11 protein-coding genes are annotated in these 13,237 nt (G+C 54.8%); 4 read left to right on the top strand and 7 right to left on the bottom strand.

What is annotated here, in order from left to right:
• The first annotated feature begins 164 nt into the window (after positions 1-164).
• Positions 165-467, top strand: a complete 303-nt coding sequence (locus AC3WMV_RS03250; RefSeq protein ID WP_027614304.1) for a putative quinol monooxygenase — start codon at positions 165-167, stop codon at positions 465-467.
• A gap of 89 nt (positions 468-556) precedes the next feature.
• Here the strand turns inward: AC3WMV_RS03250 and AC3WMV_RS03245 are convergent, their stop codons facing one another.
• Both AC3WMV_RS03245 and AC3WMV_RS03240 read right to left on the bottom strand, forming a co-directional pair.
• Complete coding sequence (locus tag AC3WMV_RS03245) at positions 557-1,540, bottom strand: LLM class oxidoreductase (protein ID WP_096795983.1); 984 nt, start codon at positions 1,538-1,540, stop codon at positions 557-559.
• Between the two features lie 361 nt (positions 1,541-1,901).
• Positions 1,902-3,062 carry an IS30 family transposase gene (locus AC3WMV_RS03240; RefSeq protein ID WP_096795984.1) on the bottom strand — a complete coding sequence of 387 codons (1,161 nt, stop codon included), beginning with the start codon at positions 3,060-3,062 and terminating at the stop codon, positions 1,902-1,904.
• Between the two features lie 561 nt (positions 3,063-3,623).
• On the opposite strand from AC3WMV_RS03240, the gene AC3WMV_RS03235 reads away from it, so the two are divergent.
• On the top strand, positions 3,624-3,983 hold the full coding sequence (locus AC3WMV_RS03235) for a hypothetical protein (protein ID WP_027611746.1): 360 nt from the start codon (positions 3,624-3,626) through the stop codon (positions 3,981-3,983).
• Positions 3,984-4,049: 66 nt separating this feature from the next.
• The gene (locus tag AC3WMV_RS03230; RefSeq protein WP_103367063.1) at positions 4,050-5,297 is read left to right on the top strand and encodes an MFS transporter; all 1,248 of its coding nucleotides are present in this window, start codon (positions 4,050-4,052) and stop codon (positions 5,295-5,297) included.
• Positions 5,298-5,606: 309 nt separating this feature from the next.
• Here the strand turns inward: AC3WMV_RS03230 and AC3WMV_RS03225 are convergent, their stop codons facing one another.
• The 3 genes from AC3WMV_RS03225 to AC3WMV_RS03215 form a co-directional block, all read right to left on the bottom strand.
• The gene (locus tag AC3WMV_RS03225; RefSeq protein ID WP_027611748.1) at positions 5,607-5,825 is read right to left on the bottom strand and encodes a hypothetical protein; all 219 of its coding nucleotides are present in this window, start codon (positions 5,823-5,825) and stop codon (positions 5,607-5,609) included.
• A 220-nt stretch (positions 5,826-6,045) separates the two neighbouring features.
• Entirely contained in the window at positions 6,046-6,675 is a 630-nt protein-coding gene (locus AC3WMV_RS03220) for a DUF3885 domain-containing protein (RefSeq protein ID WP_027611749.1), read from the bottom strand.
• Between the two features lie 234 nt (positions 6,676-6,909).
• Positions 6,910-7,827 (bottom strand): LysR family transcriptional regulator, encoded by a 918-nt coding sequence (locus AC3WMV_RS03215; RefSeq protein ID WP_103367064.1) that lies wholly within the window; start codon positions 7,825-7,827, stop codon positions 6,910-6,912.
• A gap of 179 nt (positions 7,828-8,006) precedes the next feature.
• On the opposite strand from AC3WMV_RS03215, the gene AC3WMV_RS03210 reads away from it, so the two are divergent.
• Positions 8,007-8,654: a hydrolase gene (locus AC3WMV_RS03210; protein WP_103367065.1), complete on the top strand. Its 648-nt coding sequence runs from the start codon at positions 8,007-8,009 to the stop codon at positions 8,652-8,654.
• A gap of 190 nt (positions 8,655-8,844) precedes the next feature.
• Here the strand turns inward: AC3WMV_RS03210 and AC3WMV_RS03205 are convergent, their stop codons facing one another.
• Both AC3WMV_RS03205 and AC3WMV_RS03200 read right to left on the bottom strand, forming a co-directional pair.
• Positions 8,845-10,155, bottom strand: coding sequence for an ArnT family glycosyltransferase (locus AC3WMV_RS03205; protein WP_103367066.1), 1,311 nt, complete (start codon positions 10,153-10,155; stop codon positions 8,845-8,847).
• A 349-nt stretch (positions 10,156-10,504) separates the two neighbouring features.
• Positions 10,505-13,126 (bottom strand): bifunctional diguanylate cyclase/phosphodiesterase, encoded by a 2,622-nt coding sequence (locus tag AC3WMV_RS03200; RefSeq protein ID WP_103367067.1) that lies wholly within the window; start codon positions 13,124-13,126, stop codon positions 10,505-10,507.
• Positions 13,127-13,237: the final 111 nt, after the last annotated feature.

The following is a 13,237-nucleotide window of genomic DNA, read 5'->3' as shown; positions in this document are numbered from 1 at the left end:
CTGCCTACTACGTCATTCTCAGTGTCCAAGCGACATGCGACGCTACCCTTGGTCTCTTTGGGTTTGTAATCCTGGTGTCGTCGACCATAGTTAATTGCCGGATGCCCCTTTTAGCTATTGCGACCCGATAGCACCAGCCGCACCGTAACAACAGGAGCCACGTCATGGTCAAAGTAGCGTTGTTCGTTCGTCTGGAAGCAAAACCTGGGAAAGAGAATGAGGTGGAGCGCTTTCTCTTGAGCGGCCTTCCTTTAGTGGAGGAGGAGCCAGCCACTACAGCCTGGTTTGGAATCCGCTTGGGGCCGTCCACCTTTGGCATCTTTGACGCATTCCCGGATGAAGCGGGCCGGCAGGCTCATCTTTCGGGCAAGGTCGCGGCGGCGCTTATGGCAAACGCTGCCGAGCTGTTTGCCGAACCGCCATCAATCGAGAAGGTTGACGTCCTTGCGGCCAAGCTGCCCGGTTAAGCAAATCCAACAGGAAGTTCCATTCAGTTCGGGGAGGCTCACGATGGCTTCGTCAAGTGAGCATCCGTCGGCGTAGCAGTGACCGATCCTCAATGCGCTGCCGGACGCGGCTGCACTCCGAACTGCGCAACGATGTGCGTACCCAATTCCTCAATAACCTCCGCCGCAGGGCGCTTGCCATATTTGAGATTGAGAATGACGTGGTCCACGCCGATTTCCTCAAGCGACTCCAGCAAAAACCGTAGATGGTAACGTCCAAGTTTGAACCCCAAATGGATACGTGTGGGTGGCGTGGACGGATTCTCATCGAGATCGATGTACAGCGACTGAGTAAAGGGCTTGTACACAGAGCCACATTGCCTGGTGACCTCAAGCCGCCAATCTTCCACGACCAGCCGCTGCATATTCGGTATGCGTGGATAGTTGATCCATCCGTTGCTCTCACGCGCGATCCAATCCAGTGACTGGCGACTGTTGCCGGTCACCAGCATTGGAATGAATTGGGTGGTGGGTTTCGGAATCAGGTCTGCGCCGTGCATTTCGCCAGTGCTCCAGTGGATGGGCTCAAAGCTGGTGCTGTGGGCTTGCCGAATCACTTCGTAGTGTTCTCGAAAGATTTCTCCACGCCTTTCGGGATCGACACCAAAAGCCGAAAACTCCACCGGCCGATCTCCCGAAGCCACCCCCAGAATCAAGCGACCTGTGCTCAACTGATCGACGCTGGCTGACGCCTTGGCCGTGTGCAGGGGATGGTGCAAAGGGATGGCAATGGAAGCGGTGCCAAGCGCAATCTCCGAGGTATGAGCAGCCATATAGCCCAGGTACACCCAGGGGTCGAAGACTTGGCCGACATCGCCGAAGCCAGGGTCGCGAAGCGGCACGTCGCGAAACCAGAGCGCGCAGAAGCCCAGCGCCTCGGCTTGTTTAGCCAGTGTGACCTGGTTGAGCATGCTCGGAGTGTCCCCGTCGAACGCCTCCATGGGAAAGAATAATCCAAGGCTCAAATGCCCCTGAGTGAAGGTTCGGCTAAACCCTAGATGCTGCTGGTAAGGAATCGTGCTCGGCCGATACATACGGATTGACCTCATGGCAGAACGTGAACAGCGCCCCCGTTTCCAGAGGTGCTGCGGCATCGGTCGCTTTTGAACGACAGGTGGGGGACTGGGTCTGGCTTTTACCCGTTGCGCCGTACTGCTGGTCGTGTGGACCGGATTCAGGGGGCAGTTGCTGGCGATAGGCGCGGGTCGGTCCGGGTGGGTGTTAAGTGGACGGTCAAAGGAAGTCAGATCTCTCGGCTCTATACCACCAGATGGGCAAGGTGTTCGAGGAATCATTCTATAAGCGTAGGCGGTTTTGCAGCTCTCCGCCATATTCTTACAATCGAGCCGCTGGCGTGCGAAAGTCGCGTATCGAAGGCAGTTATCGGTTGTGGATTCAACCGGTCGACGCAACAGATTGGCTAAATCGTTCTGCCGGTGTTTCGTAGTCTAGCGTTTTCCGAGGGCGGCTATTTAGCTGCCTTGCCACTTCATTGAGCGTGGCTTGCGAGTGCTCCGCAAGGTCGGTTCCTTTCGGGAAGTACTGCCTTAACAACCCGTTGGTGTTCTCATTTGATCCTCGTTGCCAAGGACGATGAGGATCGCAGAAGTAGACTTTGATGTCGGTAGCCACCGTAAAGCGTTTATGGTCAGCCATCTCTTTACCGCGATCCCAGGTCAGCGATTTGTAGAGTTCTTGGGGCAAGTTACGGGCGTTTTCAATTAGGGCGCTGATGACCGTCTCGCTATCCTTACCGTCCAATTTCACTAGCATTACGTAGCGGGTATGTCGCTCAACAAGAGTGGCAATTTGGCTGTTCCTGCTACCGCACAGCAGGTCGCCTTCCCAGTGACCTGGCACCGCCCGATCCTTAGCCGCGGCCGGGCGTTCACGGATCGATACAGCATCAGTGATTCGTCCGTGATTTTCTTTTTTCTGAGTGTGATGACGCGAGCGACGCATGGCCCGCGTGCGCCGTAAATGCTCAAGCAACTCCTTCTTCAGAGCCCCGCGAGCCTGTATGAAGAGCGTGCGATAGATCGTCTCGTGTGACACCTGATAGCTCGTATCGTCCGGGTACGTGCGCTTCAACCAACCGGCAATTTGTTCCGGTGACCACTGCAATTGAAGCTTGTCTGCAACAATTTGCGCCACCGTTCGGTTCTCAACAAGTTTGCAGACCTTGGGTCGATGGGCGCGATCCCAGGCAGCCTGATCAGCTTGATTAGCCCGGTAGCATCCTTGGCCACCGTTGCGTCTGATCTCACGGCTGATCGTAGAGGCTGCTCGCCCTAGCAACGCAGCCATGGAACGGATCGAGTTACCTGCCACCACGGCACGCGAAATCTCTTCACGCTCAGCCAACGTCAGCGCCAATCTGGATCTGCGGCGTACAGCGGGTCTGATACCGCCTGTTTCCGCCAAGATGCGCTGTATCGATGAATGGTTTCGATCAAATAGTTGGGCGATGTGCTGGAGAGAGTCGCCTTTCTGCCAGTGATCCCACATCAGTTTTTTCTGGCTTTCGGTGTAATAGATCCGAGGTCTCTGCTTCATCTGCAACACTCCTTCTGCTTACACAGAATTTAGTCGTGTTGCGTCGACCGGTTGAATCCACAGCCAGAAGGGGTCATTCAAAGGATGTTTGTCAGTCTCTAACTATTATTTCTGCACACTTTTTTTGCTTTATGGAGGTGCACCAAATAATTCATATGCGCTCCTTTTTGATGCTGTTGCAGCCACATCTCCACAATTAAAGGCTCCGTTGGTCGTGATTTATTTGCCAAAATGGTGCATAAAAAATAGTTTGACAGCGCAGTTTGGTTGAACATTAATTATCAGGGCGCTCAACTGGAATGTGAAACACACTCTGCTACGGTTCGTGTTTAAGGGTTGCTACTTCGTATTGAGCAGTTGTCGTCTCACGCTCTTCCCCCAAAATTGTAGATTTGACAGGGTAGCTCTCGCGGACTACTGTGATTTCGTATTTGTTCTGCTTGCCATATCTCTAGTGATCTCTTCCGAGAGTTTCCATGTTGGACCAATCCGCTTCTCGGATTGGAAGCTTCTGAAAGTAAGCGTGTTAATCACCCATCAAATACGTAGAGGCTAGCAAGAATGGAATCTCAAACGTACGAAGTTGTCATCGGCAATGAACGAAACCTGGATAAGCCAATAGTTGCTCTGACCAACTGTGAGGTTGCTTTTTCAAGCAAGGAAGAACTGGATCTATGCATTGTCGCGGTAATGGAGTCTGATGAGCGATTGGGTGCTCGACCGGTTGAGGCCGTTTTCTACGATTGGCAGCTTGCGACTGTGGTAAGGGGGTTGACCATGTTTTTCGGCGTAAGATGGTATGATCGAGAGTATTTCGAAAAGAATCGAGATATATACAAGAATAGAATGCACGGCCACCTCTTTTCTAAGTTTGGTGTGAGCGCAGAAAGCTTTAAAGTCAATCATTTTGTAGCAGGCTGATTCGTGTGAAGGGGTCGCCATGGCAGGGAGCTATAGCGGCCCCCATACGAAGAAGGAAATTATGAATTGAGTACATTCCGAACGTATCTATACCTGGAGTTATTGCTCTGGATCTACCTCGGATGTTGGAACACAGCGCTGCCTCTGATTATTGTACAGCGGGGCAGCCTGTTTGAACTGGCTGTCTACGAAACAGCACTCGCATTCGCAGCGATAATTTCAATGTTGTGCTTTGCACCACGCGTTGAGTCGATGCGCCGTAGTACTGCTCTTAAGGCAGGTTGTATTGTAATCTTGTTTGCCAGTGCATTGCGGTACCTATTTGCCTCTAACTGGTATTCGCTTGACGCCCTGATTCTCATCGACGTTATTGCTGTAGCAGCATTTGGAGTGGTCCAGCCTCTTTTTGGCATCTATCCTGCTGAAACTGTTGATAAACATCAAACGAGTGCTGCATTTCGCATTCGGCGTATCGTTGTTACCGTGGGTAGGGTTGCGGGGCCTTTGTTAGCGGGCATTGTAATTGCGGTGTATTCATTGGACATCTCGCTACTTTTTTCTTCAATACTGGGACTGGTAGCCGTAGTAATAGCAATGGCTCTACCGATAAGTGAAGCCCCCACAAAGCCGAGATCAACATCACATCGTATTAATGAAATATTTCTTGGGCTTAAACTTAAATGCATTCTTCCGCCAGAACAATTTTTGACCTGTTCTGGGCTGCTACTTGGTTTGACCGTCACGGCGATCGTGCCGATGCTGGTTCCAACACTTACACATACTCGCAATCTTGCGGAAGGCAGTGCAGGCCTGTTGAATGCTGTCTTCGCGAGTGGAGCTATTGCAGGCTTGTTAATTTTGAGCCCAATTATTGCTAAAAGACAAAATCAGCGCAAAAAGTATCTTGGATGTTGGTCGTTGCTGACTTTTTCACTTTGCGCGACGACGCAAAGCGACGAAGTTTGGCTATTGATTCCTTGGCTATTTTTCGCGGGGGCGGCCAGTGCTTGTATTACCTTGATCGGAATGGATAAAAGAGTTATGTCTATACCTTCGGGTGCACGCGTAAGATTGATGGCGTCCACGTTGGTTATTAGTCAGTTGGGAAGCTCGGTTTCATTCGTGATAACTGGCGCAATCATGTCTAAATTCGGCACGGCGAGTCTGGTATGGCTGTATCTGGGAGTGTTTGCAGTTATCGTTTTATACTCCATGCGTTCAAAAGAGGTATGGCAATTCCTGGAGAATGATGCTGAGGTGGAGCTGTATTATCAAAATAAACATCCCAAGCTCGCGGCAGTTATGGCTACATGATATAGGCTTCAGGTAAATGGAAGGGTTTATTGTAAAATATCAAGGGATTGTGGTTGCTCGTGTGCGTCATACAAACATGACCTTACCGTGATAGGCGCTCCATCGAGTAAAGGGCATATTGCAGGTCTAGGACAGCTCTTGTAGGGATGGGGGTGTCGACTAGGCGTCGGGCACCTCATATAGGTTGGAAGAGAGGCAGATACTACACAGATGCCAATACGTCCGCTTCTGGCCCAGAGTGTGTAAAAACGCTTGATCCCCTCTCGGTCTTCAAGGCTGACCCTGCTCTCGCGAAACGCGGGGTCGAAGTTATCTGATTTGGAACAGGCGGGAGATCGCGGTTATGGCCTTGTCTCCGTCAGTTTCATAGAGACCGAACAGGCGCGTTTGGTCGCTCAGACGATGAAGCCGAAAATGGTTATAGAACGCTTGGCCTAAGCGCTGATTATCGAATACACCGCGTTCCCAAAGAGTTAAAAACTCTTGATACGCAGCGCGCTCAATTTCCAGTCTCGGCATGCTTTCCATGTACACATCCATTTATGTCAGCGATGACCGAATCCTACTGACGCAGGACAGATGCGGCAATGCGTGTTTGGGGGCGATTTTTAATCATCCGAGCTGGCTTTGGAGTTTTTACACACTCTGGACAGGTTCCTGCCCTTCGTGACAGGCAGCAAACGACACAAAGGAGACGGTTTCCATGTGGGCTGTGGGCATGGTTTCAGCTCCAATGTGAGCAATAAGGCTAGTACGCAGGCCCTGAAAATGTGGTGTCCATCGTGTGTCGGTCGTAATCCAGCAGGTATGTATGATGGAGACGATACAGCTGTAAAAGCAGATTTTTGTTGGGGCCGACCACATCCATACCTCTGTCGTCGTAGGGGAAAACCATGACATGTTTCTTCAAATTGAAGAGGTACAAAATGCAGTTGGGTTTAGGCTGAATTGCGGAAAAGTCCCTAGCCAAGGCACACCAAAGAAATGTTTGAAGCAGGGTGGCGGGTGCTTCAAAGGCGATGTTGATCCAATACTCCGGCTCTTTTTCGCAAAACCATTCCTCCGGATCTATTTCCTCACTCCAGACTGAGCATTCCGTGGGTATGTTAATGTCTGCAGATCGAAGAGCGCGAATCAGGGGCCGATGAGCAAATCGGTTGATGCCAGAATGAACGCGCAGACAAGCAACAAGCGTCGCGTCATCAAGGAAGATATCGCTGCAGATCTTTGCTGATTTTCGTAGTGCTGTTAGAAATTGCTCAATCACTCCGCCAGTTTCAGAGAGCTCAAAACGCAGACCTCCTGGATAGGTATAGAAAAGTGGCCTGGCAAATGCTTTACCCTCGAAGATCCTTTCAATTTCAACTTGTAGATTCACTTGATCCCTTCATGGCTAATAGCCCGACTCCATAGCTTGGGCGGTGCAGACGGATATTACTGTATACGTTAGATCTGAGCTAAACCGCGATCGTCCTTTATTGGCCGATTGCTGTCTGTGCCTACGGGCAGCTTCCGGTCGGAAGACGACACTCGCGAGTGACCGCTTTCCCATAGCGGCCCTGCGCGAATGGCAGATAAAGAGGAATGTCTGTCGCTCTCGCTTAGCCCAACCTCATGCCAGCGCATCATCCTGATGTGACAGCGGCTGCACCGCCAGGTGTGGCGTTTCGCCGAAGAACTCGATCAGCAGTTCAGTGAGCACACGAATTTTGCGCGCAGGGTGCGGACCCGGCGGGCGGAGGATGTAGGCACCGGCCGGAGGGGGAGGATGGTTTGTCATGATCGGCACCAGTGCGCCGGATGCCACGTGTTCATGGGTGAGGCAGTCGGGCAGGTAGGCGACACCCAGGCCTGCGGTCGCGGCGGCGACCAGGGCGATGCCGTTGTCGGCTTTGAAGCGGCCTTGCGGACGAACCGTGATGACTTTGTCGCCATCCATGAATTGCCAGGCTTCGGTGCCCTGCATGAGGGCCTGATGGGCAATCAGTTCATCCGGCGTGTGGGGTTCGCCGTGCGCGTTGATGTATGCGGGACTCGCGACGAGCTTGGCGTAGACCGGGCCAATCCGTCTGGCGATCAGATTGGAGTCCTGCATATAGCCCACCCGGATGGCGCAATCGTACCCCTCGGCAATCAGGTCAACGAAGCGATCGCTGTAACAGGTCTGGATGTGCAGTTGCGGATGCCGACGCGCCATTTCTGCCAGCATCGGGGCGAAGTGACTCTGGCCGAACGACAACGGCACGGCCACGCGCAAGCGGCCGCGGAGGGCGCCGGCGGGCAGGATCGTTTCCTTGGCGATGTCGATCTCGGTGCAAACCCTGGCGGCGTAGTCCCGGAACGTCGCACCGGCCTCGGTAAGCGCCGCCCCGCGAGTGGAGCGTGCCAGCAATTGCACACCCAATTCGGTTTCAAGCCGAGCCAGGCGGCGGCTGACGATCGATTTCGACACGCCAAGACGCAGGGCAGCCTGCGAAATGCCCCCGGCATCAGCCACTTCCACGAAGGTCTGCAGTTCTTCGATGTCCACTCTTGCGTTCCTCTTTTCGCGACACAGCACGTCGCGCAATGCTACTACTGCGTCGAACATGGGAACAGCACAATGGATTTGCCGGGCATGGCGCCATTCGCACGTGTCTCGGAATCCATCACCCGCACAGGCTTCGGCCTGATTCACAAACGTGCGTCACCCATGAAAAGGATTTAACAATGGCAAGCGAGACTCTCCGCAACCCCCATACCGATCAGCTACTGACCCCGGAAAACTCGGCGTTGATCATCATCGATTATCAGCCGGTTCAGGTTTCTTCGATCCGCTCGATGCCGCGTGATGAACTCGTCTTCAACATAACCAGCGTTGCGAAGGCGGCGGTCAACTACAACCTTCCGATCATCCACTCGACAGTCAATGTCGCGACCGGCCGCAACAAGCCGCCGATCCAGGAGCTGCAACAGGTGCTCGGCCATCTTCCGACCTACGACCGCACATCGATCAACAGTTGGGAGGACACGCAATTCAAGCAGGCAGTCAAGGCGCTCGGGCGCAAGAAGCTCATCATGACTGCACTCTGGACCGAAGCGTGCCTGACATTCCCGGTGCTCGACGCGATCCAGGAAGGTTATGACGTTTATGTGCCAGTCGATGCGGTCGGCGGCACATCGCTCGCCGCGCACGAGGCGGCGTTGCGCAGAATGGAACAGGCGGGCGCGAAGCTCATCAGCCGGGTGCAAATGTACTGCGAACTACAGCGCGACTGGGCGCGGGAAGTGACCGTGCCGGGCTTTCTGGGCGTATTCGAGAACTTCGACGGGTTCAACGCTGAAAAAGCGCTGGAAGAGGCGAACAACAAGGCTTGATTAGCGGGCAGTGGATGAAGGTGTCGCTCGCGAAAGCGGGCGCCACCTTATTTTTTTACTGCTGCAAACGACTGCTTTTGCGCAGGGCCCTGCCGCCGATTCAGTACCCTGAATGCGTCATGACTCTGTCAGATATCAACATGTGAATACTGGACAGTCGTGTCGCTTACTCATGAATCAGGAAGAGGCTTCACCAAAACCAATACGGCAGAAACTTCGGTGTGGGTTCGAACATGAGTTCCAGGTGGTAGGTGATCGGGTTGAAGAAAAACATATCCAGTATCAGAAATGCCGCTACGCCAATCGACAGCGTCATGAACTCGCGATAGGGATGCTCGGCGAAGTACTGGTGTTTGCCATGGTAGAAGCTCAGCAGCGCAGACAATCCCAAGACTACGCCCAGGTAGTTGGGCTGTAACGGAACATCGGCGAAGTTGTTGTAGACCAGCACCGCCACCAGCATCCCCAACCCCAGCATGGGCAACTTCAGGCAGAAGTTCAGCAGGCCGTTTTTGGCGCGGACCAAGGCGGCTTCCTTGCTGACGAAGAGGTAAGCGGCCAGCAGCGAAATGGCCGGGGTGATTGCGAGGATGTAGCGCGCTTTCTTCGAGCTGGGAACAGTGAACAGCACCAGCAGCACCAACAGCCACCCGCTCAGATACAGCAGCAGGTCGATGTCTTTATCGCGGGTCGGGCGAAAGAACAGTTTGTACTTCTTGAGAATTACATTAATGGCGTAAAACACCGTGATGCCGTAGGTAAACAGGCCTGCGGAGAAGTAGAAGTAGTAGCGTGGCGCGTGGTCGGAACCGAAGCGTCCGATGCCCTGCATGTTCAGCACTTCCTCAAGGAACGCTTGCCCCCCTTGCAAGTAGGCGGCCCAGGCCAGCAGCGCAACACCAACAGTCAGAATTACGCCCGAGAGCAATGAAAACAGCAGCAACATGCGCCACTGCCGGCTCAGCAAGTAATAAGCACCAATGACAGTCGCGGGCCCGATCAAGCCAATAGGCCCCCGAAACGCGAAACCCAGTGCCAACCCGAGGTACAGCAATGCAAGGCGACGCGGGTCCTTTTTTATATCGGCCGCATAGGCAAAGTAGAAGCACATCACCGTTAACAGCGCCGGATAGATATCCAGTGCCAGTGAGTTGACGCCGTCAAGAAAAGCCCAGGTGAGCAGGCTGAAAAGAACGCCATACGCGCCCCATTTCTTGCTGTGCAACGCGCCCAGCCGATAAATGAATACCAGCATCAGCGAAGCGGCCACGCAGGACGGAAAACCCATGGAAAGAATGGACACCCGGCCGAACGGCAAGGAAACCAGATAGACCAACAGGGTATTGAGAACCGTATAGTCGGGATAAGGCTTGAGGTCGTCGGCAATCGGGAACAGTGTGATGCCGTGCAGCAACATGTACTCGGCAAAGTCGACAAAACGTGTTGTGTAGTTGAGGACAGCGGGTTTGTACTGCAATGCCATGAACACGGCCAGTGTCATGAAAAAAATGCTCAGGCATGGATTTCTTGTAATCAGTCCCGTCAACATTCCAGCCCGCGAAGTGCGCCCTACAACAAGCGGGGCATCATATCGATCCATCGTTAACCCTTTGGTGACGTTGTTCTTTTGACCGCAGTCTTGGCAGTCCGGTGATGCCTGCATTGAACTTGTGTGTAGCGCGAGATTGACGTTGAGCCTGATCCGCGGTGAGGAATATTCAAGCATGACGGCCCTAAACACACCCTGAACAAAACCAATTGAAGTCAACAGGAACACCGTATTAACGAAGAGTGTCGAGCCGGGCTTTGTGCATTGCTACGATGGATTATTGCCAGCGATGCAAGGCCAGCTAAATGACGCGACCTTTCTTCGACGGCGAATGATCGGCCGGCCCGGTTCTGGCGGTTTGCAACAACCGGGCGAACGCCGTTTTGTCTATTGGTCGACTCATGAAGTAGCCCTGCACCTCATTGCATTGATCCTTGCCGAGAATCTCCAGTTGCTCCTCGGTTTCCACGCCTTCGGCGGTCACGGTCAGGCCCATGGCTTTGCCCAGGCCGATGATCGCCTGCACCACGGCGCGATCGTTGGCGCCGTTGCTGATCGAGGCGATGAAGCGCTTGTCGATCTTGATCCCGTCAAACGGGTAGGCGCGCAGGTAGCCGAGGGACGAATAGCCGGTGCCGAAGTCGTCCATGTTCAGCCGCACCCCGAGTTGCTTCAGCGCATTCATCGTGGCCAGCGCACCGTCGGTGTCGACGAGCATCACGTTTTCGGTGATTTCCAGTTCCAGGCGACTGGCCGGGAAACGGGTCTGGATCAGCGCTTCGCGCACGTCTTCGACGACATCGCTGAGGGCAAACTGCGCCGGCGACAGATTGACCGAGAGCAGAATGTCTGACGGCCAGCTCAGTGCGGTTTCACAGGCTTCACGCAATACCCAGCGCCCCAGCGCCACGATCAGGTCGGTCTGTTCCGCCAGGCCGATGAACACGTCCGGCCCCAGCAGGCCCTTGGTCGGGTGTTGCCAGCGCACCAGCGCTTCGACCGAGACGATGTGCTTGCCGTCGACGGTGTAGCGCGGCTGGTAATGCAGGATGAATTCATCGTTTTTCAGCGCACCGCGCAGATCGCTTTCCATTTGCCGGCGGGTCTGGATCTGGTCGTTCATGTGCGCTTCGAAATAACACCAGGTGTTCTTGCCCTCGGACTTGGCCTGATACAGCGCGATGTCGGCGCAACGGATCAACTCGCTGGGCACGAAACCCTGACGGCGGCTCAGGGCGATGCCGATGCTGGCGCCGACGTGCAGCGGGTGATGCTCGAAGACCATCGGTTGATGCAGGCTCTCGACCAGCCGGGTACAAAAGCGGTCGACCTCTTGCCGAGTGTCCATGCCATTGAGCACCACAACGAATTCGTCACCGCCCAGGCGGGCGACGATGTCGTGTTCACGGGTGCATTCGCGCAGGCGACTGGCGACTTCCTGCAACACCGCATCACCGGCCGGATGGCCGAGCGAGTCGTTGATCGGCTTGAAGTTGTCCAGATCGATCACCAGTAGCGACAGTGGCGGGGCATGTTCTTTGAGCAGCAGCGCGTCATCCAGATAACGCGACAACTGATTGCGATTGGGCAGGCCGGTCAAGGCGTCGTGCATCGACAGGTGCTGGATCTGCGCATGGGCAGCGACTTCGTCGGTGATGTCACTGGCGGTGCCGCGATAGCCGACCACGCTTTGTTTCTCGATGATCGGCCGCGCTGATAGCCGACAGTGGCGTTGCTGCCCGGCGTGATCGCGGTAGGTGCAGCGCAGGTCGCTGGCATTGCTGTCTTCGGTGAGTTTTTTCAGCCACAGCTCCAGCGGCGTGGTATCGCAGGACACCAGTTGCCCGATGCCTTGCCCCAGCCACTCGGTTTGCGGGTAACCGGTCACCTCGCTGAAGCGCGCCGAGAGATAGGTCAGGCGCAGTTGATTGTCGACTTCCCAGATCCAGTCCGATGCGGCTTCGGCCACGGCGCGAAAGCGTTCTTCGCTGGCTTCCAGTGCATGGTTGGCCGCCTCCAGCGCCTGATTCGAGCTCTTCAACGTGCTGAAACTCTGATCGACGTAGGTCGACGATCGCACGGCGTGACGCAGGAAATAGGCGGTCAACAGCATCAGCACGGCCAGCACGCTGCCGAGTGTTGGCAGCAATGACCACAACAATTGCTGCCCGGGTCGCTTCAGATCTGCCGTCATGCTGAAACCGGTACTGTCCAGCGGCACGCGTGGTTGCTCCCCGCTGAGCTGTTCATCCGGCATCAGAGTCAGGTTGTTCAGGCCATAGGCCACGCCAAGCGCTTGCAGTTTGGCCGGTGTCAGCTTGTCGACGAATACCAGCACCGAGGTCTGTTGCGGATCGCCCACTGGACGCTCATCGTTGGGCAGAATGGCCGCCGCCGTGACCAGCGCCGGCCAGCCGTCGAACAGCGAGTAAGTGCTGACAGGCACAGTCAGATCAGACTGGTTTTGCACCTGATCAATCAACGACGCGGCAGGCTCCGCGAGCCAGCGCGCGATGTCCGCGTCTTCCTGCTGTCCCTGCACCACGGCGTATTTGGTGCGCTGCCGATCCAGCACGAACACGCCGTCATAACCGTCAGTGGTGAACAGCGTCTTGCCGATGTTCTGCTGGGTATACGCCCAGTCGGTATCGACTTGGTTGTGCAAGTGCTCGTAAGCCGTGGTCCAGTCGGCGTAACTGGTGATGTAGCTCTTTGAGGTGCTGATGCGGTTTTCCAGAGCGCGGGCCGTGTAGAAACGGTTTTGCTCGACATCCTCGCGATCCAGGCGAGCGGCAATGCCGAGCAGGGTGCCGATAGCGGCAATCACCCCGACGATAAACAGCGTGCCGACCGCAAACGCCAGCCGGCGGGTGATTGTGCTTTGCTGAGGCGGAACAGGCGCAGCGGGAGCGAAGACATCCATATGTTCGTCCTTGATTCTCTGTCTGAATCATCTGGAACAGCGGCCCGCGTGCAATGTTCAATGTGTTTGCCGGGCTTGCACCGAGGCGGATTTCTCAAGCGTAGTGAATGC

It is taken from the genome of Pseudomonas sp. FW305-3-2-15-E-TSA4, assembly GCF_058787295.1.
This window is presented reverse-complemented; position numbering and strand designations above follow the sequence as displayed.

What these genes read in the sequence shown, in the direction of transcription:
- AC3WMV_RS03250 (WP_027614304.1), top strand. Translation starts at nt 165, where the DNA reads ATGGTCAAAGTAGCGTTGTTCGTTCGTCTGGAAGCAAAACCTGGGAAA.
- AC3WMV_RS03235 (WP_027611746.1), top strand. Translation starts at nt 3,624, where the DNA reads ATGGAATCTCAAACGTACGAAGTTGTCATCGGCAATGAACGAAACCTG.
- AC3WMV_RS03210 (WP_103367065.1), top strand. Translation starts at nt 8,007, where the DNA reads ATGGCAAGCGAGACTCTCCGCAACCCCCATACCGATCAGCTACTGACC.
- AC3WMV_RS03225 (WP_027611748.1), bottom strand. Translation starts at nt 5,825, where the DNA reads ATGGAAAGCATGCCGAGACTGGAAATTGAGCGCGCTGCGTATCAAGAG.
- AC3WMV_RS03240 (WP_096795984.1), bottom strand. Translation starts at nt 3,062, where the DNA reads ATGAAGCAGAGACCTCGGATCTATTACACCGAAAGCCAGAAAAAACTG.
- AC3WMV_RS03245 (WP_096795983.1), bottom strand. Translation starts at nt 1,540, where the DNA reads ATGTATCGGCCGAGCACGATTCCTTACCAGCAGCATCTAGGGTTTAGC.
- AC3WMV_RS03205 (WP_103367066.1), bottom strand. Translation starts at nt 10,155, where the DNA reads ATGACACTGGCCGTGTTCATGGCATTGCAGTACAAACCCGCTGTCCTC.
- AC3WMV_RS03200 (WP_103367067.1), bottom strand. Translation starts at nt 13,126, where the DNA reads ATGGATGTCTTCGCTCCCGCTGCGCCTGTTCCGCCTCAGCAAAGCACA.